Origin of the sequence: Micromonospora sp. NPDC050495, assembly GCF_040655175.1 — a bacterium.
Classification (GTDB): Bacteria; Actinomycetota; Actinomycetes; order Mycobacteriales; family Micromonosporaceae; genus Micromonospora.
The window spans coordinates 59,759-86,589 of record NZ_JBFAJK010000008.1 but is presented as its reverse complement, the minus strand read 5'-3'; the positions used below and the strand labels follow the sequence as shown (position 1 = coordinate 86,589).

19 protein-coding genes, 3 tRNA genes and 3 pseudogenes are annotated in these 26,831 nt (G+C 72.8%); 9 read left to right on the top strand and 16 right to left on the bottom strand.

Annotation, left to right across the window (positions count from 1 at the left end):
- Positions 1-104: 104 nt before the first annotated feature.
- Positions 105-623 (top strand): hypothetical protein, encoded by a 519-nt coding sequence (locus AB0I11_RS11705; RefSeq protein WP_357317395.1) that lies wholly within the window; start codon positions 105-107, stop codon positions 621-623.
- A 133-nt stretch (positions 624-756) separates the two neighbouring features.
- On the opposite strand, the gene AB0I11_RS11700 is transcribed toward AB0I11_RS11705, so the two are convergent.
- From AB0I11_RS11700 to AB0I11_RS11680, 5 genes are all read right to left on the bottom strand, one after another.
- The gene (locus AB0I11_RS11700) at positions 757-1,488 is read right to left on the bottom strand and encodes a Clp protease N-terminal domain-containing protein (RefSeq protein ID WP_357317392.1); all 732 of its coding nucleotides are present in this window, start codon (positions 1,486-1,488) and stop codon (positions 757-759) included.
- 49 nt (positions 1,489-1,537) lie between these two features.
- Entirely contained in the window at positions 1,538-1,993 is a 456-nt protein-coding gene (locus tag AB0I11_RS11695; protein ID WP_357317389.1) for a hypothetical protein, read from the bottom strand.
- Positions 1,994-2,265: 272 nt separating this feature from the next.
- Positions 2,266-3,276, bottom strand: a complete 1,011-nt coding sequence (locus tag AB0I11_RS11690) for a CU044_5270 family protein (RefSeq protein WP_357317386.1) — start codon at positions 3,274-3,276, stop codon at positions 2,266-2,268.
- On the bottom strand, positions 3,276-3,830 hold the full coding sequence (locus AB0I11_RS11685; protein WP_357317383.1) for a sigma-70 family RNA polymerase sigma factor: 555 nt from the start codon (positions 3,828-3,830) through the stop codon (positions 3,276-3,278). Before AB0I11_RS11685 ends, AB0I11_RS11690 begins: the two co-directional genes overlap by 1 nt.
- A gap of 129 nt (positions 3,831-3,959) precedes the next feature.
- On the bottom strand, positions 3,960-4,307 hold the full coding sequence (locus AB0I11_RS11680; RefSeq protein ID WP_357317380.1) for a hypothetical protein: 348 nt from the start codon (positions 4,305-4,307) through the stop codon (positions 3,960-3,962).
- Positions 4,308-4,546: 239 nt separating this feature from the next.
- On the opposite strand from AB0I11_RS11680, the gene AB0I11_RS11675 reads away from it, so the two are divergent.
- Positions 4,547-5,884 (top strand): hypothetical protein, encoded by a 1,338-nt coding sequence (locus tag AB0I11_RS11675; protein WP_357317377.1) that lies wholly within the window; start codon positions 4,547-4,549, stop codon positions 5,882-5,884.
- Positions 5,881-6,462 carry a flavoprotein gene (locus tag AB0I11_RS11670; protein ID WP_357317374.1) on the top strand — a complete coding sequence of 194 codons (582 nt, stop codon included), beginning with the start codon at positions 5,881-5,883 and terminating at the stop codon, positions 6,460-6,462. Before AB0I11_RS11675 ends, AB0I11_RS11670 begins: the two co-directional genes overlap by 4 nt.
- 84 nt (positions 6,463-6,546) lie before the next feature.
- Here the strand turns inward: AB0I11_RS11670 and AB0I11_RS11665 are convergent, their stop codons facing one another.
- The 4 genes and pseudogenes from AB0I11_RS11665 to AB0I11_RS11650 form a co-directional block, all read right to left on the bottom strand.
- Positions 6,547-9,627 (bottom strand): VWD domain-containing protein, encoded by a 3,081-nt coding sequence (locus tag AB0I11_RS11665; RefSeq protein ID WP_357317369.1) that lies wholly within the window; start codon positions 9,625-9,627, stop codon positions 6,547-6,549.
- A gap of 69 nt (positions 9,628-9,696) precedes the next feature.
- The gene (locus AB0I11_RS11660) at positions 9,697-11,352 is read right to left on the bottom strand and encodes a glycoside hydrolase family 44 protein (RefSeq protein WP_357317365.1); all 1,656 of its coding nucleotides are present in this window, start codon (positions 11,350-11,352) and stop codon (positions 9,697-9,699) included.
- A 177-nt stretch (positions 11,353-11,529) separates the two neighbouring features.
- Positions 11,530-11,605: transfer RNA gene (locus tag AB0I11_RS11655), tRNA-Lys, on the bottom strand.
- Between the two features lie 78 nt (positions 11,606-11,683).
- Positions 11,684-12,819, bottom strand: a pseudogene (locus tag AB0I11_RS11650) (BNR repeat-containing protein).
- Positions 12,820-14,878: 2,059 nt separating this feature from the next.
- Between AB0I11_RS11650 and AB0I11_RS11645 the strand changes: the two are divergent.
- Complete coding sequence (locus AB0I11_RS11645; RefSeq protein ID WP_357317363.1) at positions 14,879-15,052, top strand: hypothetical protein; 174 nt, start codon at positions 14,879-14,881, stop codon at positions 15,050-15,052.
- A 338-nt stretch (positions 15,053-15,390) separates the two neighbouring features.
- Positions 15,391-15,865: pseudogene (locus tag AB0I11_RS11640) on the top strand (tyrosine-type recombinase/integrase); the annotation flags it as partial.
- A 226-nt stretch (positions 15,866-16,091) separates the two neighbouring features.
- Here AB0I11_RS11640 and AB0I11_RS11635 read toward each other — a convergent pair.
- Positions 16,092-16,844 (bottom strand): MBL fold metallo-hydrolase, encoded by a 753-nt coding sequence (locus AB0I11_RS11635; RefSeq protein WP_357317360.1) that lies wholly within the window; start codon positions 16,842-16,844, stop codon positions 16,092-16,094.
- Positions 16,845-17,103: 259 nt separating this feature from the next.
- Positions 17,104-17,179: transfer RNA gene (locus AB0I11_RS11630), tRNA-Lys, on the bottom strand.
- A gap of 177 nt (positions 17,180-17,356) precedes the next feature.
- Between AB0I11_RS11630 and AB0I11_RS11625 the strand changes: the two genes are divergently transcribed.
- Together AB0I11_RS11625 and AB0I11_RS11620 are read left to right on the top strand one after the other, a co-directional pair.
- Positions 17,357-18,616 (top strand): Ig-like domain-containing protein, encoded by a 1,260-nt coding sequence (locus AB0I11_RS11625; protein WP_357317357.1) that lies wholly within the window; start codon positions 17,357-17,359, stop codon positions 18,614-18,616.
- Positions 18,617-18,830: 214 nt separating this feature from the next.
- Complete coding sequence (locus AB0I11_RS11620; protein WP_357317354.1) at positions 18,831-20,117, top strand: Ig-like domain-containing protein; 1,287 nt, start codon at positions 18,831-18,833, stop codon at positions 20,115-20,117.
- Between the two features lie 89 nt (positions 20,118-20,206).
- Here the strand turns inward: AB0I11_RS11620 and AB0I11_RS11615 are convergent.
- Both AB0I11_RS11615 and orn read right to left on the bottom strand, forming a co-directional pair.
- A tRNA-His gene (locus tag AB0I11_RS11615) sits at positions 20,207-20,282 on the bottom strand.
- 89 nt (positions 20,283-20,371) lie between these two features.
- On the bottom strand, positions 20,372-20,962 hold the full coding sequence (gene orn, locus AB0I11_RS11610; protein WP_357317351.1) for an oligoribonuclease: 591 nt from the start codon (positions 20,960-20,962) through the stop codon (positions 20,372-20,374).
- Positions 20,963-21,039: 77 nt separating this feature from the next.
- On the opposite strand from orn, the gene AB0I11_RS11605 reads away from it, so the two are divergent.
- Entirely contained in the window at positions 21,040-22,326 is a 1,287-nt protein-coding gene (locus AB0I11_RS11605; protein ID WP_357317348.1) for a glycosyltransferase 87 family protein, read from the top strand.
- Between the two features lie 33 nt (positions 22,327-22,359).
- On the opposite strand, the pseudogene AB0I11_RS11600 reads toward AB0I11_RS11605, so the two are convergent.
- The 3 genes and pseudogenes from AB0I11_RS11600 to AB0I11_RS11590 all read right to left on the bottom strand — a co-directional run.
- A pseudogene (locus AB0I11_RS11600) lies at positions 22,360-22,879 on the bottom strand (hypothetical protein); the annotation flags it as partial.
- Between the two features lie 672 nt (positions 22,880-23,551).
- Positions 23,552-24,286, bottom strand: coding sequence for a YcnI family protein (locus AB0I11_RS11595; protein ID WP_357317345.1), 735 nt, complete (start codon positions 24,284-24,286; stop codon positions 23,552-23,554).
- Between the two features lie 18 nt (positions 24,287-24,304).
- Positions 24,305-25,987, bottom strand: coding sequence for a copper resistance protein CopC (locus tag AB0I11_RS11590; protein WP_357317343.1), 1,683 nt, complete (start codon positions 25,985-25,987; stop codon positions 24,305-24,307).
- Positions 25,988-26,246: 259 nt separating this feature from the next.
- Here AB0I11_RS11590 and AB0I11_RS11585 point away from each other — a divergent pair, with 259 nt between their 5' ends.
- Positions 26,247-26,828, top strand: a complete 582-nt coding sequence (locus AB0I11_RS11585) for a sigma-70 family RNA polymerase sigma factor (RefSeq protein WP_357317340.1) — start codon at positions 26,247-26,249, stop codon at positions 26,826-26,828.
- Positions 26,829-26,831: the final 3 nt, after the last annotated feature.

The window sequence follows — 26,831 nt, the reverse complement described above, 5'->3', positions numbered from 1 at the left end:
GGAAAGCGACGACACACCCCCGGCGCTCCGAGCCGGCGTTGGAACACCTGTCGGGTAGCGTCTCCTGGTCCGAATCCCGGCCAACGACAGGAGATGCTCCGCGCATGGGCAAGAAGACGATCCACGTCTCCGACTTCAGTGGTCAGCTGCTGAGCCCCGACGACGAGGTGGCCAAGGTCGTCGTGCTCGAGCACCCCGACCTGGTCGCCGGGCCCGTGCAGCTGGACGCCACCCCGCTGGAGGTGGAGAGCATCGACGACGCGGCGCTGGACGTGGCGGTGGTGGAGATCCATGACCGGCACGGCAACGGCGAGCCGCGCCGGGTGGTGCTGACCGCCAGCGAGTTCGACGCCATGGCCACCGATGCGCCGATGGCGCAGCTGCTGCGGACCGCCGAGCGGGTCAAGCCGCCCAAGGCCCGCCGGGGCGCGGAGAAGGTCGACTACGGCACCATCGAGCACGCCGGCAAGCCGCACCGGGGCCGGGTCACCGAGGAGGAGGCCCGACTGGTCCGGGAACGGCTCGACGAGGTCAACAAGCGGCTCGCCGACGCCGGCATCCGCCAGGTCGACCCGACCGATCCCGAGCACGCCGCCCGGTACGGCTTCCCGACCGCCGACTGATCCACCGGCGGACCCGCGCCCCCGTGCCGCGGGCCCGCCGCCGACTCATGCCCGGACGGCGGGCCAGCGCGGCGGGCCGGGCGGCAGGGCAGGCGGCGGGCCGGACGGCAGGGCAGGGCGGGCCGGAGGCCCGTCAGGCCGTCTTGCGGGCGATCTCGGCGAGCGCACTGCCGACCGCGGCCTCCATGGCGTCCTTCTCCAGCCCGAGCCCGGCGAGCGCCCCGTCGCCGCCCTCCTCCTCGAGCAGGGCGAGCAGGATGTGCTCCGTGCCGATGTAGTTGTGGCCGAGCCGCAGCGCCTCGCGGAAGGTCAGCTCCAGGACCTTCTTGCCCCGCGCGTCGTAGGGGATCAGGTCCGGCACCTGCTCGACCCGTTCCGGCAGGGTCGCGGTGACCGCCTCGCGGAGCTGCTCCAGCGACACCCCGCGGGCCTCGATCAGCTTGGCTGCGAGGGCGTCCGGATCCGCGAGCAGGCCGAGCGTCAGGTGCCCCGGGCCGATCTCGGCGTTCCCGGCCGCCCGCGCCTCCTCCTGCGAGGCCACCACCACCTGGCGCGCCCGGTGGGTGAACCGCCCGAAGCCGGCGTTCGGATCAAGCGCCGCGGCCGTCTCGGCCTTGGCGGCCGAACGCTTCTGCGCGGCCTGCTTGCTGACACCCATGCTGCGGCCGATCTCCGTCCACGAGGCGCCGGAGCGGCGGGCCTGGTCGACGAAGTGACCGATCAGATGGTCGGCGACGTCGTCGAGGTGGTCGGCGATCACCACGGCGTCGGCGAGCTGGTCCAGCGCGTCGGTGCGCGCCTTCTTGATGCCCTCGATCAGGTCGTCGAGGCGTACCGGGTGGGTCATCTTGAACGGTTCACTCATGCGTCAACCATAGGTTGACGACGTCAGATCGTCAACCCTTGGTTGACGCTCATCGGGTGCCGAGCCGGTCCACTCCCCCGGCCGCGTTTCGCGCCGTGTACGTCCAGTCCGTCGCCGCGTCGGGGAACGCCATGACGAAGAACTTGGCCGCCCCGCTTCCGCCCGGCATGGCGCGCGCCGGCACCACGACGGGATCCCGACCGGCTGCCGAGGCCTCCACCGAGCCGACCGTCTCCCGCAGCGGCCCGTAGGCGAACTCCGTGACGCCGGGGCCGGTGCCGTCCACGTAGGCGCCACTGCCCGGCTCCGCCGCCCAGCCACCGCACCCACCGCTGTAGCTGCGCTTCATCGCCGCGTCCCGCAGGTCGAGGCAGAGCTCACCGGCCTCGTTTCGGAAGGCGACCAGAGTCCAGCCGCCACCGTCCACCACGCCGGAGGCGAGCGCCACGGGCTCGGTGCTCCGGTCGCCGGAGCAGCCGACGAGCCCGGCGCAGGCGACCGCCACGCCGGTCAGCCCGGCCAGCCACCTGCGCCGCTGACGTCCGCCGCCCGCGGCTGACGAGCCTCGTTGTCTCCGCGCCACAGCACCCCTCCGCGTCCGTCCACAGCGTCGTACCAGCCGGTCGAGGAGCACGGTACCGATGAACGGGACGGGCCGATATGGCCTGCCAGGTGGTTCGCCTCCTCAGCCTCACCCCGGTGAGGTCGAGCGCGGCGATGGTCAGCCTGGTCGCGGCGGGGCCGCTCCGGGAAAGGAGCGGCCCCGCGGTTCGCCGTTCAGCCCATTCGATCGGTCCGGCCGGCGTCCAGGATCACCTGGTACGAGCTGATCCGCACGGGCGACAGCGTCAGTCGCTCGTGGGCGAGCAGCTCACCCGTCTCCGGGTCGAAGATCAGCAGAGACTGCGCATCGTGTTCGCGGTCGTCAAAGGTGACGGCGACCCCGGCCCGACCGGCCCGGTCCGTCACCTGCCCCCGCCAGCGGAAGCCGGGCAGGTCGGCGAGGACCCGCAGGACCTCCGCCCGGATCGCACGCGGGACGACGTACTGCCCGTAGAGCGTGCTGACCTCCTTGCTGGCCGCCCCCGGCCCGTACTTGACCTTGAGCAGTTCGCGCAGCCGCGACGGGTCGGCCGGCGGTGGCGTGAGCTCCATGGGCGGCAGCGGGATCATGGTCGGATTCGCATGGAGACCGGCCGCCGGACGACGATCCAGTTCGCGTCGCCAGTAGTCGCGGGACTCCTGATCGGGGTACTCCGGCTCCAACTGCTTGTTCACCTGGCCGCCGGTCCCGTCCGCGGCCTGCCAGACCTTCGTCTCGCTGGCGAAGGCGACGTGGTGACGGCCGTCGGCGGAACTCATCACCGGATCGCCCCACACCTTCGTGTGGTGGTACGTGTACCGCCCGCCCTGGTGGTCGTACTCCGCGTCCTTGATCCTGCCGGCCAGCGCACGCAGGTGCGGGCCGGCCGCCGGCGGGTCGGCGGCGAACTGGTACGCGACCGGCACGAGCACCGGTCCCGCCGCGCTCCCCGACCCGCGCGGACCGTCCGGTGCGGGCCTGTCGAACGGCTGGAGAACGGCCACGGCACCGGCCGCGACCGCCAGCGTCCCCGCCGCCAGGACCAGCCGGCGGGTCGGGCGTACCGGGCGGCGCCGGGCGGCCATCGCGGTGCCGCCGGCCTGGTTGATCAGGTCGTGTGCCGAGACGCGCGGCGGTGCGACGGCGGCGGTCCGGGCCGGGTCGGCCGGGCCGAGGAGGGTACGGGTGCGCTCTGCTCCGAACATCACAGTTCCTCTCGCGTGGTGGCCAGCGCGGGGTGGCGCCGCGGCTGGGCGGGCCGGTCCGACATCGCCTCGGCGAGGCGGCGGCGGGCGCGATGCAGGCGCACCGCCGCGGTCGCCCGGGTGCAGCCGAGAACCTGGGCCGCCTCGGACACCGTCAACTCCTCCCAGCCGACCAGCCGGAGGATTTCCTGATCCAGTTCGCTGAGGCCGGTCAACGCGGCCAGGACGTCGGCGACCCCCACGGTGGCGTCGGCACCCGACGAGCCGGCCGCCCCGGCCAGGTCGGCACCGGTGATGGGCAGGACGTCGGGGGCGCCACGTCGCGACCGCCAGTGGTTCGCGAGGAGCCGGCGGGCCACCCCGTACAGCCAGGGCAGGCCGCGGTCCGGCACCTCCTGGCGACGGCGCCAGGCGACGACGAAGACCTCCTGGGCCAACTCCGCCGACGCGTCGGCGTCCGCGAGCCGGCGCAGGCCGTACCGCACGACATTCGCGTACTCCGCGACGTAGAGGCTGGTGAACCAGCCCTCGTCCCGGTTCCTCGGTGGACCCACCCGAACCCCCATTGCCTCGACGACTCTCACCCAGATTTGTGTCGTGACGGGGCCAACGATTACCGGCGAGCCGGCATCAGGGTATGGACGTCGGCGGCTCACCGCTGGCGTCGACGGGGCGGGTGCCGTTCACGAGGAGGGCTCCTCGATGCGGACGGCCGTGGTGGTGCTGACGCGGTAGGCGTGGGTGTGGCGGGCGGGCCAGCCGAGGAACCGGTCGAACATGTCTGCCGCGCTGCCCGTCACGCTCGGGTTGAGCCGGTGCAGGTCGTCGATCGCGTCGTGCAAGCAGCCGGCCAGATAGAGGAACAGGCTCACCTGTGCGTCCCGGTACTCGGCGGTGAGCGCGAGCTTCGCCGCGCCGCAGGGCCACGGCTGCCCGCACCGGCGGCACAGCCACAGCGGGCGCATCGGCAGATGCTCCACCTGGGCCGGTGCGAGCCGGTTCGCCGCGAGACGGCGTCGCTGCCCGGTCACCGCCGACCACCCGCGCGTTCCGACCTGTCGCCGATCGGCACGTCCATCTGGATCTCCTGCCGTGAGGTTGCCGCTGACCACCGGGCACCGCTGGGGATCGGCGCGTCGGCACGTCCAGGCTGGCCTGGGCGACGCACGGGCGGAATGTCTCGCCGGTGCACTCGCGGTGCACCTGCCGTCACCCCGGGTACGGCTACGATCACCTCCACCGATGACTGTCCGTGCCGGAGGGACGTGCGATGGCGACGGTGACGACCTGGACCGGCCAGGACGCGAACGCGCTCCGGAATGCGTTGCGGATGAGCGTGACCGCCTTCGCCGAGCACCTCGGCGTGGCACGGCGGACCGTGGCCAAGTGGAGCAGCCAGGGCGACAAGGTGCTCCCCCGCGCCGACATGCAGGCCGCGCTGGACACGGTGCTGTCCCGAGCCGCGCCTGAGGTGCGGGAACGCTTCGAGGCGCTGCGGACGGGCGGCACCGGCGAGGCAACTGCGGGTGCCTCGCGGCCGGCCGCCGGCACGGACGCGGATACTGGCGATGACGGAGTTGATGGCTCGGGTTCGGATGGTGACGTGCGACGCAGAGACCTCCTGCGCGGGGCGGCGATCGGCGTCGCCGCCACCCCCGACGTCGCACCGCTGCTCGACGCGCTCTGCTCGCCCGCGCCCCCGGACGGTGCGGCGCTGTCCTTCTCGCACTTCACCCGGGCCGTCGGCGCCGCCAAGGCCGACTACCAGGCCTGCCGGTACGAGCGCGTACTCGACCGGCTCGTGACGCTGCTGCCGTCCCTCGAATCGGTGAAGTCCAGCGCGGATGGCGAGCGACGGCAACGGATCGAGGCCCTGGCAGCCGACCTCTATCACGTCGCCGGCAGCGTCCTGCTGAAGCTGGGCGATCGGGGGATGGCCCTGATAGCAGCCGAACGCAGCACTCGGGCCGCTGCCCTGAGCCAGGACCCGGTGGCGATCGCCGCGAGCGCCCGGATCATGACCCATGCGCTGATGGGCAACGGCCACGACGCCCAGGCGGTGGCACTCGCCGGTAACGCCGCCGGCTCGCTCGACCGGGACACCCGCCTCGCGTCAACCGATGCGGTGGCCGTCTACGGCGCTCTCGTGCTGCGAGGGGCGATCGCCGCCGCCCGTCGGGATGACCGGGACACGGCACACGCGATGCTCGATGAGGCGACCTGCGCGGCAACCCGCCTCGGCTACGACGGCAACGACCGGTGGACCGGTTTCGGCGTCACCAACGTCCTGCTGCACCGGGTCACCATCGCGCTGGCCCTCGGCGACGCCGGGACAGCCATCGCGATCGCCCGCACGGTGCCGCTGGAGAAGGTGTCGCTGGCCGAGCGCAAGGCGTCGCTGTTCGTCGACGTGGCACGCGCCTACACCCAGTGGGGCCGCTATGAGCACGGCCTCGGCGCGCTGCGCACCGCGTACGAGGTGGCACCCGAGGAGATCCGGTGCCGACCGACGGTCCAGCGCGTCGCCAGAGACCTCGCCATGCTCAGCAACGGGTCTGCCCGCGCCGCCGCGGTCGGCTTCGCCCATAGCGTCGGGATCCGGTTGTGACCGGCGGTCACCTCCAGATCGTCGTCTGCGGCGCCGGTCCGGCCACCGACGTGGCCCAGCTCGTCAAGGCAGCCCAGGAACGATCCTGGACAGCGACGGTCACCGCCACGCCGAGCGCGATGGACTTCATCGAACCGCAGCCGCTCGAGAACCTCACCGGGCATCCGGTCCGATCGACCTACCAGTCGTCACCCAACACCGGACGGTCACTTCCCGCGAGCGACGCCCTGATCATCGCCCCCGCGACCTACAACTCGATCAACAAGGTCGCCCGCGGTCTGGCCGACAACTACGCCATGACCTCGGTCGCCGAGCTGATCGGCAGGCAGGTGCCAACCGTCATCGTCCCGTTCGTCAACGCCGCCCTCGCCGCGCGGGCACCGTTCCGGCACGCCGTGGCCAGCCTCCGCGACGAAGGGGTACGCGTCCTGCTCGGCGCCGACGACCAATGGGAACCGCACCCGCCCGGCAGCGGCAACGAGCGACAGAGAGCCTTCCCCTGGACGGTGGCTTTCACGACAGCCGCCCGGCTCGCCCACGAATCTGGGTCGGCCGCTGCCAGCCAGCCCCGATCGTGACGCCGTCCGGGCCTGTCCTCCCTGCCAGCGGCGCCTGCTGACGTCAGCACGCCCGCACACCACCGTGGACGGGCGCGGTCGGCCTCACCGCAACGCCAGCGTGACCTGCCCGGTCGCCGCCCCGGACGGGTCCACCACCAGGGTGTACGCCCCGGAGGCCGGCAACACCGCCGGCCCGAGTTCACCAGCTCCGTTGATCACGCAACCGGTGGTGACAGTGCTGCCGTCCGGCGCGCGCAGCGCCAGCACGCCGCACTGGTCCGGCAGGTCCGAGGCGGTCGCGCTCACCGTCACCGACGTGCCGGCGGCGGCGGTGAACCGGTAGCCGGTGACCGCGCCGGGCCGGTCCACGGCGGCGACGACCGGCGGCCCGCCGAGCGTGACCGTCGCCTCCCGGTCCCGGCTGGTGACCAGCCGCAGCGTGGTCGCGCCGGTGCCGCGTTCGATGGGGTCGACGACCACGGTGTACGTCCCGTCGGCGGGCAGCAGCGTGCCGTCGATCTCGCCGGCCCCGTTGATCACGCAGCCGCTGACGAGTTGCCGCCCCTCGGCGTCCCGCAGCTCCAGCGGTGAGCACTGGTCGGTGAGCGTGCTCGCGGGCACCTCCACGTAGACACGCTCGCCCTGCTGGCCGGTGAACCGGTAGCGGGCCCGCGCGCCGGGTTGCACGACCGTCGCGGTGACCGCCGGGCCGTTCGGCTGCACCGTGCCGTCGCTGTCCCGGGCCAGGTACACCCGCACCGCGGCGCGGCCGGTGTCACCGGGTGCGGCGGTGACCCGCAGCGCGTACCTGCCGGTGGCGGTGAGGTCGACGCGATCGACGTACCCGCGGCCGTTGATGTTGCAGCCGCTGGCGACCTCCCGGCCGCCCGGGTCGGTGAGCACGTACGGCGAGCAGCGGTCGCCGATTCCCGGTGCGGTGGCGTCGACGAAGACGGCGTCCCCGGCGCGACCGGCGAACGTCAGCGGCTCGCCGCCGGGCGTGAGGGTGGCGGTGGCGACCGGTGCGGCGGGGATCGGGGCGCCGGCCGGCGGTGCGACCCGTTCGGTGGTCGCGCCGGCGACGGCGAACTCGGGGCGCCCGCTCACCGCGACGTCGAAGACGCACTCGGCGAGCTGCGCGGGGGCGGTGACGCCGGCCCAGCGGCAGATCTGTTCGGCAGTCGCGCGCCGGGCCGGGTCGAGGTCGCCGACGGTGACCTCCCGTTCGGGGAACGCGCGATCGGTGAACGTGCCGGTGTCCTGCCCGTCGTCGTAGTGCAGCAGCGAACGGTCCGGGGCGATCCGCCAGCTGTCCGCGTACCCGGGATAGAGCTTCCCGAACGGCACCGGTTGGGCCAGCGCCGCCCCGGAGGCGGGCGCGATGTCGTCGGCCGGGTCGCCGTCGAAGTCGCCGAGCAGTCTGCGTACCTTTCCGGCCCGGCCGTCGGCCAGCCGGACCAGCACCCGGTAGCCGTAGCGGCCGATCTGGTCCACCGCCGCCGCCGAGCCGTCCGGCCAGGTCACGTCGTACCCGTCGGTGGGGCCGGTGTCCGACGGGCGGCGGGTGAGGCTGCCGCCGCCGGCCAGGTCGGTGCGGTCCGGCGGCGCGGGCCGCGGCGCGCCGTCGACGTGCACCCGGGTGCCGCCGTCGGTGAGCGTCAGCGCGACCCGGTGCCCGCCGACCCGGAACGCGACAGCCGAGTTGACCGAGGCGGTCCGGGTGCCGGCCATCGGCGTCTGGCGGACCTGGACCTCCAGCGGGTCGCCGCCGGTGGCCGCGACCAGCGTGAACTCGCCGACGGCCTGGAAGTCGTAGGCGACCCGGTCGAAGGTGACCAGGTGCGGGTCGCCGTTGCTACCGCCGCAGTCGGCGCCGTCCTCGCAGAGCTTCACCGGCCCCTTCGGCGGGGGCGTCTTCTTCGCCGGCTTCTTGCACTCGTCGAGGCTCTTCGGCAGCGGGTTCCCCTTGTACCCGGTGCGCGGTGGCAGACCCTTCGCCGCCCGGTAGCGGTTCTCCGCGAACGTCGCCTTCACCTCCGCGGTGGGGATCCCGGTGCTCCCGCACTGGCCCGGCGGGACCGCGTCGCGGGAGATGTCGTCGGCGTGGTTCAGCTCGTGGTAGAGCGCGGCGCAGGGGTCCCGGGCCACCCCGTCGTCGTACGGGTCGGTGGAGGTCGGGTTCCAGGTGACCGTGGACGAGCCCTTGCCGTCGGCGCTGTCCGGCGTCTCGAACGCGCCCGAGCCGCCCGGGGTGGGGATGATCCGCACCTTCGGGCTCTTCTTGTCCGTCAGCCGGGGCAGCAGGCCGGACGGGTCACCGCCGGGCGCGGCGAACCCCTTGAGGCAGCCGTCGACCGCGGCCTGGAAGTCGACGCCGCTGACCGGCACGCCGGCGGTCGGGTCGACGGTGTAGTCCGCGTGCGCCGGCCGGGACGTGCCGCCGACCAGCGCGCCCACGGCCACCAGCAGCAGGGCCACGGCGGCGGCGGCGGTCGGCCGCCGGCGGCGGGCCCGCAGCAGGATCACGAGCGCGCCGAGGAGCAGCACCAGCAGCAGCGCTCCGACGGCCAGCCAGAGCCAGCGAGGGCCGGGCGGGCCGCCGTCGCCGACCGTGAACGTGGTGCTCCGCAGCGCCGTGGCGCCCGGGCAGAGGTTCGTCGCGCCGGTGACCGGCAGCGTCAGGTAGCCGGCCGTGACCTCGTACCGGCCGGGGGCGCCGACCGGCCAGAGCGAGTCCAGGCCGCCGCCGTCGCCGGTGGCGGCCACCGAGCGGAGCACGACGTCCCCGGGCGCGCCGCCGTCGTGCAGCCGGACACCGGTGAGCGCCACGGTCGCCGTTGCGCCGGGTTCGACGGTGGTCAGGCCGGCGCCGGCCGAGGCGGTGATCCCGTCGTCGTAAAAGCTGCGGGTGAGCGCCGGTGTGAGGTCGCGCCCGTCCCGGCGTACCCCGGTGATCTGGACGGTGCCGACGGCGCTGGTGGGCAGCGCGCACGCCGACCCGGTGGAGTTCGTGACGGTGAGGTCGAGGCGGACCTGGTCACCGGCGCGGTAGTCCGCCTGCCCCGGGCGCAGCGCCAAGCCGAGGCCGCCGTCGGCGGGCGCCGCGGCGGCGCTCGCCGCCGGCGCCACCAGGGCCGTCACCAGTACGGCGAGCCCGGTCACGGATCGCAGCGTCCACCTCATGGTGGGGACTGTAGGGGCGCGGGCTCGCGATTCCCGTGCTCTGTCGGGGACCGGTCGGACGGGAGACGCTCAGTGTCGGCGCTGCGGCAGGACGAGCAGCGTCACGGAGTTCGCCGGGTACGTCGCGCTGACGCCGCCCCGGGTCACCCGCAGATCCTCGCCCCGGACGATCGAGGTGAGATCGGCCGGGCCGTAGCTGAACCGCTGCGCCCGGTCCCCGCCGTGGAATCCGGTGAGCGCCAACCGTGAGGTCAGATCCTCGCCCGTCTTGTTGACCACCATCACGGTGAGCGCCTTGTCGGACGAGCGTTGCGCCGCGTAGACCGCGAGCTGCCCCTGGTCGCTGCTGGCCGCCGACACGCTCAGGTCGCCGAATTTGCTCCCGGCTCCGTCGTAGTTCCGGTACATCCGGAACGCGTACGCGCCGGGGTCGGTGGGCTTGGGTTCACCCCAGATGGTGGCCAGGTCCAGACCCTCGCGCCCGAAGATGCCGAGTACGTCGGCCTGCGCGAGCGCGCCGTTGATGTCGTCCAGCGCGCCCCAGTTGTATTCGGTGATGGCGACCTTGGTGCCGGGGTAGTACTGCGCGACCCATGCCTTCATCTGGCGGATGAACTGCAACGGCGGCGCGTTCACCCCGCCGGGACCGATCCACGACTCGTCCACGTACGTCGGATCCCACAGCGATCGGGTGGACCGCAGCCGCAGCGCGTTGGCGTCCGGGTCCTTACCGCCGCTGATCTGCGGGTAGTAGTGCTGGTCGAAGTAGTCGAGGAAGCGTTTCCCGCCGTGGGCGTCGCTGAAGTCCTTCATGTTCTTCAGGTACCACTGCGACAGGTTGAGCCCGCCGTGCGCCGCCGCGTCCGCACCCGGCCCGCATCCGTCCACGCCGGACGCCACCCATTCGCAGTAGCCCCATCCGGACGGGCCGAGCACCGCCGCGCGCGGGTCGGCGGCCTTGACGGCCGCGGCGGTCGCCGTGCCCTTGCCGCCCAGCTCGTCGTAGCTCACCGGCTCGGGGTGCACGTCGCGATGGGTGGAACTCCACAGCACCGGCTCGTTGTCGAGTTCGTAGATCGGTACGCCGCCGCGTGCCGCCGGACCGAACTGGTTCACGAGATGCGACACCATCTCGCCCGCGAACGACGCGTCCGCCGGGATCGAGGTGTCCGTGGGGACCGCCCCGGTCAGGTTCGCATCGGCGTGCCGCCCGTTGCCACAGTTGGGGTCCCACTGGTCGAACGAGTCCTGCTCGGGAAAGCGGGTGGCCGGGAAGCCGCAGGCGAACGGGTGCGACGACGGCGAGTCCTTCGCCACCCAGCCGATCAACGGCACGGTGACCACCTGCTTGATCCCCGCGTCCCGGTTCCGCTGGACGAACGCCTCGAGGGTGTTGTCGGGCCCGGCCACGATGTTCTCGAAGTACCAGTCGCTGCCCGTGTTGTAGGTGTGGTTCTTGAAGTTGTAGCGGCTGCTCGCGTTACCGCCCCAGCGCGCCACCGGCGTGCCGAGTTCCGCGACGAGCGCGGGGTCGCCGCCGTTCATGCCGTAGATGTCGGGGCTGATCCGGTGCCGGGCGGCGGACACGTCCACGGTCAGGGCCAGCCCGGTGGCGGCCGCCGCCGGGTCGGCGACGGCCTGGGTGGTGAGCAGCCCCGCCACGAGAGAGCCGGCCAGCCCGATCGCCGTGGCCGGACGTGGCTTGCGCGGTCGTTGCACACCCATCAGAGACTCCTGCCGCCGATCAGCCCAGGACGGGCCAAGCTCGCATATATATTACTGACTGTCTATATCAAGTCAATCGAGCTACATCGATCAATGTCGGGTGACGTCGGGGCGCGACCACGGGACACGACAAAGGCCCCGACCCGGGGTGAACCACCAGGTCAGGGCCTTGATCGTTGGTGCGCCGCCAGGGACTCGAACCCCGAACCCGCGGATTAAGAGTCCGCTGCTCTGCCAGTTGAGCTAGCGGCGCTCGCTGACAACGGGACGAGACGTTAGCACAGCCGCGGCGTTCCGTGCCCATCAGCCACCCGCCGGCCCGGTGCGCCGGTCACGGGGTGGTCAGCACGTACAGCTGCAGGGGTTGGGCCGGCGGGGTCTGGTCCGCCGGCCGGGGCTGGTCCTGGTTCGAGGGCATGCTCTCCCAGCGCAGCACGTAGGTGCGGTCACCGGCCACCGAGGTCGCGGTCCGCACGCCGATGCCGGGGAACGTGGAGCGCACCTGGGTGATCTCGCTGGGCAGCACCGGGTCGGGGACGTCGGCCACGACGCCCATCGAGGACGGGTCGACGATCAACGACCGCTTGACCCCACGGCACGTGTACGGCACCCGCAGCCTGCCGTCCGGCAGCCCGCTCGCGGCGGACTGCAACGAGACGGGGAACGCCAGGGTGCCGGACCCGAGGATCTCCCACCGGCCGGTCCAGTTGGTGAGGCGGGTGATCCGCCAGCCGCCCGCGCCGTCCGGCTGGGCCGCGTAGAGCTGGTTGCCCAGGTCGGCGTCGTACTTGGTGTAGGTCACCACGACCCGGTTGGCGGCGTCGAAGCCGAGCCGGACGTTGCCGTTGACCACGCCGCCGTAGGTCGGCACCGGGTCGATGACCTCGGACCGGAGGTAGGTCAGCGGCAGGGCCAGCGGCCGGCCCGCGCTGTCCTCCCAGCTGACCAGGTCGCGGCTGCGGGCGTACGACGGCATGCTCGAACTGCCGGCGTCCGGGGTGTCCCGCCAGACCAGCGCCAGATGCCAGTAGCCGTCCGGCCCGCGCAGCGGACCCTCGGGGTAGCCGTTGCGGCCGGCCCCGTCGACGAGTGGGCGGCCGAGCAGGCTGGACCAGGTACGGCTGACCGGGTCGTACCGGTTGTAGTAGTTGGCGCCGTCGCCGCTGACCCGTTGCGGTAGCTGAACAGCAGGTCGCCGTTGGTGTGCCGGAGGAAGCGCGGATAGGTGACCGACCCCTCCACGGAGCTGTCCACCATGGTGGGGATCCGGGTCAGCGTGCCCACGTCGCCCGGCACCGAGGTGCGGAAGTAGACCAGCGGCACGGCGTGCATGTTGCCCGCCACGTGCAGGTTGCCGGTGCTGTCCAGCGCCATGGTGATGCCGTTGTGGCTGTCCCAGCCGAGCGTGGAGTCCAGCGTCCGGCGCGTCCAGGTGGTGCTGTCGAGCGAGCGCTTCGCCACGGTCATCCGGCGCTCGGCGTCGTAGTACGCCAGGTACTGCTCGGTGTCGGTGGTCAGGACCGCCTGGTCGACCGGGTGCCCCGCCCAGGTGGTCCCCACGTCGATGACCTGGCTGACGGTCCGGGACGCACCCGGCAGCGGGTAGTCGGCGGGGGCGCGGGGCGAGCAGTCCAGCGGCCCGGGCTCGGCGGGGACGACGGCCGGTTCGTTGCTGGTCTCCGCGGCGAAGAAAGGCAGGCTCACCGAGCCGCCCTGCGAGTACACCCCGGTGCCGCCGCCGGTGAGCAGGTCCCGCCAGCGCAGCCCGACGTACCGGTCGACGGCCTGCCCGGCCGGCACGCCCGCGCCGTCGATCGCGATGTGCACGCCGGTGCCCTGGTTCTTGGCGTCGACGCTGACGCTGAGGGTGGTCCCGGGCGGCGCGGGGACGCCCCCGCCGGCCAGCAGCGCGTCGGACGCGCCGGCGGACGACCGGGTCATCCGGACCACCTGCCACTGGGCCTGCCCGCCGTCCGCCTGGGACTGGCCGATGCGCAGCACGTAGTAGGTCTGGGTGCCGTCCCCGTGATCAACGATGTTGAAGGCCACGCCGGTCCACGGCCGGTAGGTCAGAGCCGGCTTGGGCAGGGTCAGCGACGTCTTGAGCAGGAACGTCGCGCCCAGGGTGAGGCCGCTCGGGTACATCAGCCGGTCGGCGGTCCCGGACGGGACCGCAGCGCCGCCGGCCAGGCCCCAGGTGCCCCGGGCGACCCGCCAGCCGTTACCGACCGCCCCGTCGGCCCGGTCGAACCCGTCGTGGAACGAGCGGTAGCCGGGCGCCGTCGTGGCCGTCACGGTGAAGTCGCGCAGCCCGACGGTGCCGGCCTGGGAATAGAGCCCGACGTTGCCGCCGCTGAGCCGGTCGGCCAGGCGCAGCGGGACGGTACGGTCCGCCTCGGCCGCGCCCGCGGTGATCCGGACGGCGGCTCCCCTGCCGTCAGCCGTCGCGGTCACCCGCAGGCCCAGCGCGCTGCCGGGGGCGGCGGCGAGCTCCCCCTCGCCCAGCAGGTCGGTGTCGGTCGCGCCGGCGGAGTGGTCGATACGCACCAGTTGCCACCGGGCCCGCGTCCCGTCGGCCTGGCTCTGCCCGGCCCGCAGCGTGTAGAACGTCTGGGTGCCGTCGGCATGGTCGATGACCTGGAAGGCGATGCCGGCCCAGAGCCGGGTGGAGCCCGCCGGGGCGGGCAGCACGAGCGAGGTGGCGATGTCGTAGCTCGGGCCGAGGAACAGCGAGTCCCGGACCAGCACCCGCTCGGCCGGGCCGGTGGCCTGGGCGGCGCCGGCCGCGATCGACCAGGTGCCGCGTGGCGCCACCCAGCCGTTGCCGACCGGCCCGTTCGTCCGCTGGAAGTCGTCGCTGAACGAGACGGTTCCCGCCGCGGCCGTGCCGGTCGCGGCGTCCGCCGAGGCGCCACCGGCCGCGGCGGCCGGTCCGCCGCCGGCCAGCAGCGCGGCCACCGCGACGGCGAGCGCCCGGACCCGCCCGGGTCGTGGGCGTCGGCTGGGCACCCTGCGGTTCGCGGGCATGACCGGGCTCCTCTACGACGGCGCGGGGCAGCCCCAGCGGACGCGCGGGGCGAGGAGCGATCGATTGTACGGATCCGGCCGCTCCTCTGTGGACCGTCGAGGCGCGCGGACGGCGGGCCGGCCGGTGGTCATCTGGATTCACCCGAAGGAGCCTGAGCGTCCCCGCCGGCTCATGCAGAGTCAAGAACGGCGTGAGTAGCCCAGTCCCGCCGGTTTGACTTTGGCCGCTCGCTTGGCTGCTCGCGCTTCCGTCTTCTCCCGTGCTGGCCAACCTGCGCTTGGCGCTTCTGTGCATGTCCGCCGCCCGGGCGGTCCTGTCCGGCCGAGCCAGCGGCACCCCGAAGACCCGTAACGCCCGGGTCGAGATGATCCGGGCTCTGCGCGTCGGCCGCCGCGGAGCGATGAAGCCCCGAATTTCCCGGCCAGCTCCGGACGAACCGACCGCCACCGTCTACACCGTGGCGCCAACCGCGCCCTCTGGCGCATCACCCTCGTCCGCATGCGCTGCCACCAACCCACCAAGGACTACGTCACCCGCCGCACCACGGAGGGCAAGACCAAGACCGAGATCATGCGATGCCCCAAGCGCTACATCGCACGGGAAACCTTCCACCTGCTCGCGTCGCCACCCCTGGACCAGGCATCCTTGCCTGGTGCCACCGCTACTGACTGAGGACGAGTACAAGGCAACGATGGGACCCCACCCCACAAGCGTGGGCCCGGACCAGGAACCCCCTTCGACTTCTGGCCCTACTTCGACTCCATCCCCAAAGAGGACTTCAACGGGCACGACTTCTTCGAAGGCCGCGTCACCTACGTCTGGCAGTCGCCAGACGGGGCACACCAACACGTCCTGGTCGACTGCGAGACACCCAACGTGTTTCTGGTCCTCGTACTCGACCTACATGCCTCCTCGGTCCTCGGCCACCACCTACTCGACCTCAACCAGCTCTACGGACTCGTCTGAGCCGCGCACCCGCCCTACTTGACGGATTAGGAGCGCCCACCTCGCTGGCAGCCGGCGAGTTGACCATCGATCGGCAGCTCCAGCGGGTCGGTGCCGAACTGCTGCACCGGTAGACGAAGACGGCCGCCTCGGACGCCACCCTGCCGCTGCCCGGCATCTGCACCGTGGTCTTCGACCGGCCGCCGCACCGTCCAGTCCGCCGCCCGGAACGCCGCCGGCCCCGGCTGGCAGCCGTCCGACCTCATCTTCACCACCCGGTACGGCCGGCCGGTCGAGCCAAGGAACTTCAACCGCTTCTGGGACCGGCGCGGTGATGCGGCGGGAATCCGGCGGATCACCGTGCGGGACGCCCGGCGGACCTGCGCCTCGCTCCTGGCCGACCTGGACGTGCATCCCCGGGTGGCGATGCAGATCCTCCGGCACGCTCAGTTCGCCATCACCATGGAGATCTACACGGTGGTCTCCTCGGCGGCCACCCCCGACGCACTCAAGCGGCTCGGCAGCGCGCTGGACCGCTGACTCGTGATTCGTTTACGTCATCAAGTCGGTAGGCGGCTACTGCTGTACTTCGCTGCTGTTGTACCGGCCCCGCTCACAAAGTCAGCGGCCCCGTAGAGGGCCGCTGAGCTGGAACAGAGTGGGTTCTGGCGGCAGGTTGGGGTCACGTAGGGGTCAACCTCGCCTCTCTGCTCACCGCCCGCGCGGCCACGCAATGGCCACTCGGGCACGACGTGACGAGGGGCGGTCAGCGATCTGGTGTCCCGAGTGTGACGGTGAGGTCCTCTTCGGCCGCCAGCACAGCACCGTCGAACTCCACCTGCGCGGCGGCCACTGCGGCTGCCCGGTCATTGCCTGGCCAGAAGTGGGTGAGCATCAGTCGGCGGGCGCCCGCCCGGCGAGCCCAGTGACCGGCCTCGGTGGAGGTCAGTAGATTGCGTGTGGGTCGGTCGGTCTCGCCGTCGCGGTCGGTGGCCTCGACGATGAAGAGGTCGGCGTCACGGCCCAGTTCGGCTAGCGCGGGGGTCGGGCCGGTGTCCCCAGAGTAGGCCAAGGCTATCCCGTCGGCCTGTATACGGATGCCAGCGTTGGGCACGTAGTGCGGGAGTGACAGTCCAGTCAGATCGAACGGCCCCACCCGGTAGCTGCCCGGCAGCGGATGCATGTCGAAGACCGCGTGCAGGTCGACGTCCGGCTCTAGACCGCTGATCCGGTCGAGCACGCCTGGCGGGCAGTACAACGGCAACCGTGGTCCCCCAGGCTCACCATAAAACCGCATCCGGAACAGCCCGTGCAGGTCAATGCAGTGGTCAGGATGCTCATGACTGATGACAACCGCGTCCACTGCACCATCTGGCCAGTGCCCGAGCAACCGCGGCAACGTGGCGTAGCCCAGGTCAAGCACCAAGCGGTAGCCGTCCCAGTCGACGGCGAAACCGCTACAGGCACGGCCCGGCTCGGGAAAGGCACCGGAACTGCCGAGCACGGTGACCTGTCGCATCCGCACAGCATGCCAGTCAGCAGCGGCGGATCGACCGGCGCTGGTCGCACCGCTTGAGCCGCTGCCGGGCGGTCTCTCGGCGGGTCGCCCATCGTCGCGTTGCGCGAGAGATAGACGGTCACGGCCATCACCGACGAGATCAAGACGCACATGGTGACCCTCTTCAGCCCCCGAGCACTCACCGAGCCACCACCACCCGGCAAGAGACACGAAAAAGGCCCCGACCCCGTGAAAATCACCAGGTCAGAGCCTTGATCGTTGGTGCGCCGCCAGGGACTCGAACCCCGAACCCGCGGATTAAGAGTCCGCTGCTCTGCCAGTTGAGCTAGCGGCGCTCGCCGGCAACGGGAAGAACATTAGCACGCCCTCGAAGCCGGTTTCCAATCCGATCCCGGCCTCCACCCTTCGGTCGAGGTTACCGGACAAAAAGGGGCAAAGAGCGACCCCGGGGTCCGGCAACGCCACCGTGATGCGGCACGATGGCGGCCAGGCACGCGAGAACAGAGGTGGGGATGGGCAGGTTCGCGCGGTCCGGGGCGATGGTGGGCGTCCTGGTCCTCACGGCGTCGTTGGCACTGGTCGGGTGCGGCGGCGACCAGCAGAAGAAGCCGACGTTCGTCTCCGGCAGCCAGCAGGCCCAGCCGAGCGCCAGCGCGACCCCGGCGGGCACTCCGCCGGTGGCGGCGGCGCCGCTGCGGCTGACCCCGGCCGACGGCGCCCAGCGCCGGCCGGTCAGCACCGAGATCAGCGCGACCGTCCCCGGCGGCGGGACGGTGACGAAGGTGGTCCTCACCGCCGCGAACGGCAAGCCGGTCGCGGGCCGGCTGCGCCGCGACGGCTCGTCCTGGGTGCCGTCCGCCCCGCTGAAGTACGCCACCCGTTACACCGCCACGGTGACCGGGACCGGCCCGGACGGCTCGACGCACCAGGGCAGCAGCACCTTCACCACGATGGCCCGACCGAAGTCGATGATCGGTTCCGGCCTGTACCTGTTCAGCGGCCGGACGTACGGCGTGGCGATGCCGGTGGTGGCGGAGTTCTCGCCGGGGATCCCGAAGAAGGACCGGGCCGCGGTGCAGCGCCGGATGTTCGTGCAGACGGATCCGCCCCAGCCGGGCGCCTGGCACTGGCTGCCCAGCGGCACGCAGGCCTACTACCGCGCGCCGGAGTACTGGAAGCCGGGCACCACCCTCACCGTGCGGCTGGCCCTGGCCGGTGTCCCGCTGAGCAACGGCCGGTACGGCAACGTCGACCGGAGCGCGACCGCGAAGATCGGCCGCCAGTTCGAGATGAAGGTGGACAACGCCAACAAGCGGATGACCGTGTACGAGAACGGCACGCTGATCCGGACCGTGCCGGTCAGTCTCGGCAAGAAGAGCACCCCCTCCTCCAGCGGCACCATGGTGGTGATGGAGAAGAAGGAGTCGACGGTCTTCGACACCCGGGACGAGGCGGACCCCCGCAACCGGTACGTCACGGAGATCGACTTCGCCCAGCGGCTGACCTGGGGCGGCGAGTACATCCACTCCGCCCCCTGGTCCGAGGGCGTGCAGGGCCGGACGAACGTCTCGCACGGCTGCGTGAACGTCTCGATGGCCAACGGCCGGTGGCTGTTCGACCGGACGCTGGTCGGTGACCCGGTGACCGTGCGCGGCACCCCGCGCCGGCTGGAGGCGGGCAACGGCTGGACGGCGTGGAACCTGAGCTGGTCGGAGTTCGTCGCCGGCAGCGCCGTCCCGGTGCCCGACGGCGGCACCGGTTCGCCCTTCTGAGCTCGGCGAATGTACCGTGGCCGGGAGCGATCTCGGTCCCGGTCGGCCTGGTCCCGGCCGCCGGAAACAGAGATCAGCCCCTGCGCACAGCGGCGCAAGATACCAGAATCGTTACATCCGGCTCGCGTGTTCCGGTTCACGTCAGGCAACGGGTATCCGTAGTCGTGCGTCTGTAGGGAACGATGGGACCGGGGACCACGACTGTGAGGGAATCATGCGAGACAGCCAGGACGAGCTGATCCGGCCCGGCACCACCCGGCGCGGGGCACGCCGCGGGTTCGCTGCCGTGGTGCTGGCCGCCACGCTGGCCCTGACCTCGGCCTGCACCGGCGGCGGCGGGGACAAGGGGTCGAGCTGGCAGGGCGGCGGCGGGGAGAGCGGGCCGAAGGCGTCGGCCACCATCACCGAGCCGGCCGCCGACGCCAAGGACGTGCCGGCCGCCACCGCCGTCACCTTCACCACGAAGGAGGCGACGGAGACCACCGTCGAGCTGAAGGACTCCGCCGGCGCGGCCGTCGAGGGCACCCTCGCGGCCGACGGCAAGAGTTGGCTGCCCGAGGGCGCGTTGAAGTACGGCGAGACCTACACCGCGACGGTGACCGCGACCGGTGACGACGGCAAGCCGGCCACCGCGACCAGCACCTTCACCACCATGGCGAAGCCGGGCAAGCAGGTCCGGGTCACCAGCTTCCTCGGCGACAACCAGGTCGTCGGGGTGGGCATGCCGCTGATCGTGAAGTTCGGCCGGGCCATCCCGGAGGACTACCGCGACGACATGCAGCGCCGGATGACGGTCACCGCGAAGCCGGCCCAGGAGGGCATCTGGCACTGGGTGAGCCCGACCGAGGTGCACTACCGGCCGAAGGAGTTCTGGAAGGCCAACAGCACGGTGACCTACAAGGTGCAGGCGGGTGGCCTGCCGCTCGGTGACGGCTGGTACGGCCGCTCCGACCTCACCGTCGACGTCAAGATCGGTCCGTCGTTCGTGATGACCGTGGACAACCACACCAAGCGGATGACGGTCACCAAGAACGGCAAGGCCGTCAAGACGATCCTGGTGAGCCTCGGCAAGAAGAGCACCCCGTCGTCCAGCGGCACCATGGTGGTGATCGAGAAGAAGCGCCACACGGTCTTCGACACGATGGAGGAGCTGGGCCCGGAGGAGGGCTACCGCACCGAGATCGACTACGCCCAGCGGCTCACCTGGGGTGGCGAGTTCATCCACGCCGCCCCCTGGTCCGAGGGCGTGCAGGGCCGGACAAACGTCTCGCACGGCTGCGTGAACGTCTCGATGAAGGACGGCGCCTGGCTCTTCGCCAACACCCGGATGGGCGACCCGATCACGGTCAAGGGCACCGAGCGCAAGCTCCAGAACGGCAACGGCTGGACCGACTGGAACATGAGCTGGGACGAGTACGTCAAGGGCAGCGCGCTGCCGTACGAGCCGCCGGCCGAGCCGGGTGACGCGACCGGCGAGCCGAGCGTCGAGCCGACCCCCTGAGGTCCGCGCGGTCCGACCCCCTCCCGCAGGAGGGGGCCGGACCGGGAACGACGGAAGCCCCCTCCCGCGGGAGGGGGCTTCCGTCGTGCTGGGGTGACTGATGGGAATTGAACCCACGACAACCGGGACCACAACCCGGTGCTCTGCCAACTGAGCTACAGCCACCATGCTCTCGCGCCGGACGAGCCGGGCGGGCGCGGACTAATAATAGCCACACCTGGGCCAGCCCCGTCCAGCGGGTTCGGGCGCGCGGCTCAGAGCTGGGCGGCGATGGCCTTGGCGGTCTCCACGTCCGGGCCGGGCAGCGGCACGAAGACGGTCCGCCGGTAGTACTCCAGCTCCCGGATGCTCTCCCGGATGTCGGCGAGCGCCCGGTGGGCCAGCCCCTTCTGCGGCTGCCCGAAGTACACCCGCGGATACCAGCGCCGGCACAGCTCCTTGATCGACGAGACGTCGATCATCCGGTAGTGCAGGTGCGCGTCGAGGCGCGGCATGTCCCGGGCGATGAAGCCCCGGTCGGTGGCGATCGAGTTGCCGCACAGCGGTGCCGTCCGGGGGTCCTTCACGTGCTGGCTGACGTAGTCGAGGACCAGATCCTCGGCCTCGGCCAGGGTGACCGCGGAGCGACGGACCTCGTCGGTCAGCCCGGACTTGGCGTGCATGGTCCGGACAATCTCCGGCATCGCCTCCAGCGCCGCCTCGTCGGCGTGGATCACCACGTCGACGCCGTCACCCAGCACGTTGAGATCCGGGTCGGTGACGAGCGCCGCGACCTCGATCAGCGCGTCCCGGCCCAGGTCCAACCCGGTCATCTCACAGTCGATCCAGACGAGAAGATCAGCCACCGGACCAGACTACGCGCCGCCGACCCGCCCGCGCCTGGAGCACCGGTGCCCGGCGGTGGACCGTTAGGGTTGCCCCCGTGCCAGCCGAACCCGTCGCACCGCCCGCCGTCACCGACGACGATCCGGGCGGGCGTACGGCGCGTCGGCTCGTCGCGCTGGTGGCGATCGCGGCGGTCCTGCCGGTGCTCTACTGGCCGGGCCGGGTGCACAACTTCTTCGACCTGAAGATCTACATGCGGGCGATGGACTGGTGGGCGGCCGGTCACCCGCTCTACGACTACGTGCAGCCGGACCGGGTGCAGGGGGCGCTCTACTTCACCTACCCGCCGTTCGCGGCGCTGCTGCTGCGGCCGTTCGCCCTGCTGCCGCTCGGCGTCACGGTGGCGATCTTCACGGTGCTGACCCTGCTCGGCGTGGTGCTGACCACCTGGTGGCTGGTCCGTCCGGTGCTCGACCGGCACGACCTGCACCGGGGGTTCCCGCTCGTCGTCGCGGTGCTGCTGGTCCTCGCCGTGGAGAGCACCCGGGAGACGCTGACCTTCGGCCAGATCAACATGCTGCTGGTGGTGCTGATCCTGGCCGACCTGCTGTTCGCCGTACCCGGGGGGCGGCGCTGGGCCGGGCTGGGCGTCGGGCTGGCCACCGCGGTCAAGCTCTTCCCCGGCATCTTCATCCTCTACCTGCTGGCCACCCGGCGCTGGCGGGCGGCGCTGGTCGCCTCGGCGACCGCCGCGCTCGCCACCCTGCTGGCGGCGGCGGTGGCGCCGGCCGACTCGTGGCGCTTCTGGACCCACGAGCTGTGGGCCACCGACCGGGTGGGACGCACCGACTACACCGGCAACCAGTCGCTGTTCGGCCTGCTCAGCCGGCTCACCGTGCCGGAGAAGCCGGCCCAGGTGCCGTGGCTGCTGCTGGTGCTGGCGGTGACCGGGTACGGGCTGTGGCGGGCGGCCCGGGCGGCGCGGGCCGGGGACGCGCTGGCCGGGCTCACCCTGACCGGCCTGGTCGGCGGGCTGGTCAGCCCGATCACCTGGACCCACCACCTGTACTGGTTCATCCCGGCGGTGGTGCTGCTGGTCGACGCCGCCCTGGACAGCGGGCGGGACACGCCGGCGGGGGCCCGTCGGCGCCGCTGGCTACTCACCCTCGCGGTGGGCACCACGTTCGTGATCATCTACGGGGTGGTGACGTTCGAGGACTGGGGAATCACCCCGGTACGCACCGACGACCCCGGGGAGTTCGTCGCCCGCAACGCGTACGTGCTGCTCAGCCTGCTGCTGCTGGTGGTGCTGCCGACCCGGCGTCCGACGCGCGCCCCCGGCACCCCGGGAAACATGCATCAACTGGACAGAACTCGCGACTGACGCCGTTTCAGCGCTAATCTGGTCCCAACTACCTCAAGTTTCTCCCAGGTAGCACCGATTCCCCCGGTGACGGTGGCCCTCCGCGTCGGCAGCGCGGGGGGCCACCGCCGTTCCGGCCCGGAGTTCAGGCGTCGGCCGGCGGCGCGGCGCCGTCCACGAGCGACGGGCGCGGCGTCTCCGCCACCCCGACCGGCGGCCACGACCAGGCGGCGTCCGGCGACAGGTCGGCCAGCGTCGCCGGACGCCGGCTCGGCACCGGACCGATCGCCGCCCGGCCCCGCTCGGCGTGCGCCGACCCGACGGCGACCAGTTGCCGCTCGGGCAGCGGCGGCGGCGCGCCCAGGCCGCTCAGCGACGTCACCCCGAGCCGGCCGGCCAGCACCGGCACCTGGTCCGGCTCGACGACGAAGACCACCTCCCGGGGCCGCACCCGCCGCAGCAGCAGCACCCCGGCGAGGGCGACCAGCAACAGCCCACCGGCCAGTAGCGCCCAGGCGACGCCCGGGAACCAGCCGGCCCGCACCTCCGCCCGCAGCGTCAGGGCCAGCTCGGCGCGCCCGTCCGGCCGCATCACCACCAGGCTCAGCGACTGCCCGGCCAGGTCGGCCGGGCTCCACTCCAGCGTGCCGATCCCCTCGCGTACCCAGAAGCCCTGGTCCGCCGGGGCCACCGTGACGCCGCCGGCAGTGGCCGGGCCGGCCGGGGCCAGCCGCACCGGCAGCGGGCCGCGGGTGAGCGCGATCCGCTCGACGGTGGCGTGCGGGGCGCCGGCCAGCCAGCGTCCCACCTCCTCGCGGGGGGCGAGGCCGAGGAAGGCCGGGCCGTCGGCGGTCCGGGCGGTCAGCCGCAGCCGGGCCGAGCCGGCCCGGGCGAACGGCGCCTCCGCGCGCAGCAGGCGGTCCACATCGGTGACCAGCACGGCCTGCCCGGGGGTGCGGAGGGTCTCGACGCGGGCGCCGAAGCCGCCGTCCGGGTCGGCGTGCTCGGCGGCGACCCAGAGGCCGACGCCGGCCAGCAGCGCCGGAATCCCCACGCTCAAGAGCAGCATGCCGGCGATCGTTCGCACGAACCGCATTCGCGTCGTCTCCCTCGGTAGCCAATTACCCGGCCGACCTTACCGACGCGAACCACACAATCAGCGGATATCCACGGCAAGCGCCGCAAGGACCCCGCAACGCCCGCCGGCCCGCCGGAGGATCCGACGGGCCGGCGACACGGGCGTGGGTCAGGACCTCGGCGTGGGCTCCCGACGGGTACGCCGGAACGCCAGCCCGCCGAGCACCAGGCCGGCCAGGCCGGCGACCAGACCGGCCACCCCGAGGGCGATGGCCGCGGAGTCGGCGTCCTCGTCGTCGTCGTCACCGCGGGCGGCCGGCGGGGCGCTCGCCGCCGGGGCGGACGGCCCGGCCGACGCCGAAGCGGCGGTCAGGGTGAGCACCGGGGCCGGGTCCTCCGGCTCCTCCGCGCCGGGGGTCGGCTCCTCGATCCAGCGGGACACGTTGCCGTCGGAGTAGGTCTGCAGCACCTTGAAGACCATCCGGTCGACCTGCGGCAGCGGCCCCATCGAGACCGGGAACTCCTGGAACTCGCCCGGCTTCACGCCGCCGGCGGTCGCGGTCCAGGTCAGCTTGGACACCGCCTCGGTGAGCTGGCTGCCGTGCACGTCGATCGGCGGGTCCACCTTGCGCTTCTCCACCGCCACCGTCCAGCCCGGCACCGGCATCGTCGACACCGAGCCGACCGGGGCGTTCTCCGGCAGGTTCACCTCGACCTTGGTGGTCGACGCCGTATCGCTCTCGTTGGGCACCCGGAACGCGAACCGGCCGTAACCGCCCTGGGTCGCCTCCTTCGGGTTGACCGTGACGTGCGCCGAGGCGGCCCCGGCCAGGCCGAGCACGGCCGTGGCCACGACGGTGAGGGTGAGCGCGGCGGCGGTTGCGGTACGCCGGAGTCGGATCATGGGTCGGAGCGCCTCTCGTTACGTGACGGGCACGGTGGCGGTCACCGTGGCCTGGTCGATGTCGGACGTGCGGACGGTGAACCGGAACTCCCACCGCCCGGCCGCCGGCAGGTTGATCTCACCGGTGGCGTGGTTGTCGGTCAGCGGCAGCAGCGGGATCTCGATCGGCTCGATGCCGGCCGACGGCAGCGCGGCGGTCGCCTTCCACTCCTTGACCGGCTGCGGCCGGTTGTCCTTCGTGTACGCGTACAGGTGCAGCGAGTTGTTGCCGCGCTCGGCCGGGTCCAGCTCGACCTGGAGGGAGTAGAGCGGGCTGGCCAGCGTGGCGGAGAAGTAGCCGGTGGGCGCCCCGGCCACGTCGGCGCCGGCGGTGCGGGCCGGGGTGGTCTGCACCAGGGTCGCCGACACGCCGAGCACCACCGCGGTGATCACCAGCTCGGCCAGCACCGCCCGGCGCATCGCCCCCGGCCGGCCCGCCGCGCTGCGCCGGCGCACCAGCGACCGGGAGTACGCGGCCACCCCGATCACCAGCGCGAACAGGATGATCTTGGCGAGCAGCAGCCGCCCGTACGTGGTGTCGACCAGCGCGGACAGGCTGGCCACCTCGATCAGCCCCTGCACGGTGCCGGCGAGCAGCAACGCGGCCACCGCCAGCGCCGCCCAGCGGGACCAGATCGGCAGGATCGCGTCCAGCTCCCGCTCGTCGGCGCGGCGCAGCAGGAACGCCGCGAGCATCACCAGGCCACCCAGCCAGACGGCCATGCTGCCCAGGTGCACCGCGTCCACCACCACCGACACCGCCGGCGCCGGGGAGGCCGCCGGGTGCCCGGCCAGCGGCCAGGTGAACAGCCCCGCCCCGGCCAGGATGGCCAGGATGACCGCGTCGGCCCGGCCGATCGGACCCGTGAAGAGCGGGCGGAGCAGGAACGCCGCCGCCGCGAGCAGCCCGAGCCGGACCAGGTGCGCGGTGCCGTACGTGCTGCCGAGCACGTCGCCCAGGCCCGCCCCGGTCACCTCGAACAACCCGCCGCCGTTGGTGTACGGCACCTGCAACCAGAGCTCGGCCAGGGTGGCCACGGCCAGCAGGCCCAGCCCCGACCAGGCCAGCCGGGCCGGGCCGCGGCGGGACAGCCGGCGCGGCCAGAGCGCCGCCAGCACCAGCGCCGGGCCGACCAGCAGCAGCAGGCCCGCGTACCCGGCGTACCGGGCGACCTTGACCGCGTTGCCCACCACCGGGTCGGCGCGGGTGTTCGTGCCGGAGTCGCTGGGCGGCGTCGACGGCGCGCCCACCGAGTAGGTGAACGCGCCGGAGACCGGGTGGCTGTCGGCGGAGATCACCCGGTAGCTCACCAGGTAGGTGCCGCGCGCCCCGGCGGAGTCCACCGGGATGGTCACCACCGTGCCCTTGAAGATCGGCTCACCGCGGTCGGCCCGGGAGCCGTCCGGCGCGATCACCCGGATCTTGTCCGGGACCTTGCGGACCCCCTCGCTGAAGGTCAGCACCACCTCGGCGGGCGCGCTCGGCACCACCGAGGCGGCAGTCGGACTGGTGCTCACCAGCACCGCGTGGGCGCTGGCCGGGGTGGCCGGGGCGAGCAGCAGGGCGAGCAGGGTGACCAGCAGACCGGCGGCGGCACCCAGCCGGGCGGCCCAGCGACGGTCGGCCACGGCCACGGGCCGGCGGCGTACGGCAGCAGTCATGACCGTCATGCTTCCCGACCCGACCCGCGTGCGGCGAACCGGCCTCATCCGCGCCCCGCACCGGGCCGCCGGCGGCGCCGCGCCGCGCCGGCCCGGGCGGCGGCGGGCGCCCGCCACGCGGACCGCGCCACGCGTACGTCGTCGCACGTCATGTCGGGTAGTCGGGAAACCGGCCGGAAAAGTTCCCGGCGTGGCCCGGGTCATGGAATGGGTCGAAGGACCCTGTCACCCACAGATACCCCGCGTAACCTCGACTGTCGTGACCCCCGCCCCGCGCGACACCCCCGCCGACGGCCCGACGCCGGGCGCCGCCCCGGACCGGGCGACCGGCTGGGCGCTGGCCGCCCGCGACGGCGACCCGGCCGCACCGGCCGCCTTCGTCCGGGCCACCCAGGCCGAGGTCTGGCGGTTCGCCGCCGCCCTGGTCGACCCGGACAGCGCGGACGACCTCACCCAGGAGACGTACCTGCGGGCGTTCCGGGCGCTGCCCGGCTTCGAGGGGCGCTCCAGCGCGCGTACCTGGCTGCTCGGCATCGCCCGCCGGACCTGCGCCGACCACCTGCGCACGGTGATCCGGCGGCGCCGGCTGGACGAACGGCTGGCGGCGCACGCCGCCACCGACCGGCCGTACCCCGACCCGGCCGGCGAGTTCGGCGCCACCGACCTGGTCCGCCGGCTGCCCGCCGAGCGGCGCGCCGCGTTCGTGCTCACCCAACTGCTCGGCCTGTCGTACGCGGAGGCGGCCGCGGTGGAGGGGGTGCCGGTGGGCACCATCCGCTCCCGGGTCGCCCGGGCCCGCGCCGACCTGGTCGACGCCGCCGGCGACGCGTTGACCGGTTGATGA

Bases quoted from the DNA above. Each gene is read 5' to 3' on its own strand.
- AB0I11_RS11705 (WP_357317395.1), top strand. From the start codon at position 105: ATGGGCAAGAAGACGATCCACGTCTCCGACTTCAGTGGTCAGCTGCTG.
- AB0I11_RS11700 (WP_357317392.1), bottom strand. From the start codon at position 1,488: ATGAGTGAACCGTTCAAGATGACCCACCCGGTACGCCTCGACGACCTG.
- AB0I11_RS11690 (WP_357317386.1), bottom strand. From the start codon at position 3,276: ATGTTCGGAGCAGAGCGCACCCGTACCCTCCTCGGCCCGGCCGACCCG.
- AB0I11_RS11675 (WP_357317377.1), top strand. From the start codon at position 4,547: ATGGCGACGGTGACGACCTGGACCGGCCAGGACGCGAACGCGCTCCGG.
- AB0I11_RS11665 (WP_357317369.1), bottom strand. From the start codon at position 9,627: ATGAGGTGGACGCTGCGATCCGTGACCGGGCTCGCCGTACTGGTGACG.
- AB0I11_RS11660 (WP_357317365.1), bottom strand. From the start codon at position 11,352: ATGGGTGTGCAACGACCGCGCAAGCCACGTCCGGCCACGGCGATCGGG.
- AB0I11_RS11645 (WP_357317363.1), top strand. From the start codon at position 14,879: ATGCGCTGCCACCAACCCACCAAGGACTACGTCACCCGCCGCACCACG.
- AB0I11_RS11635 (WP_357317360.1), bottom strand. From the start codon at position 16,844: ATGCGACAGGTCACCGTGCTCGGCAGTTCCGGTGCCTTTCCCGAGCCG.
- AB0I11_RS11625 (WP_357317357.1), top strand. From the start codon at position 17,357: ATGGGCAGGTTCGCGCGGTCCGGGGCGATGGTGGGCGTCCTGGTCCTC.
- AB0I11_RS11620 (WP_357317354.1), top strand. From the start codon at position 18,831: ATGCGAGACAGCCAGGACGAGCTGATCCGGCCCGGCACCACCCGGCGC.
- AB0I11_RS11595 (WP_357317345.1), bottom strand. From the start codon at position 24,286: ATGATCCGACTCCGGCGTACCGCAACCGCCGCCGCGCTCACCCTCACC.
- AB0I11_RS11590 (WP_357317343.1), bottom strand. From the start codon at position 25,987: ATGACTGCTGCCGTACGCCGCCGGCCCGTGGCCGTGGCCGACCGTCGC.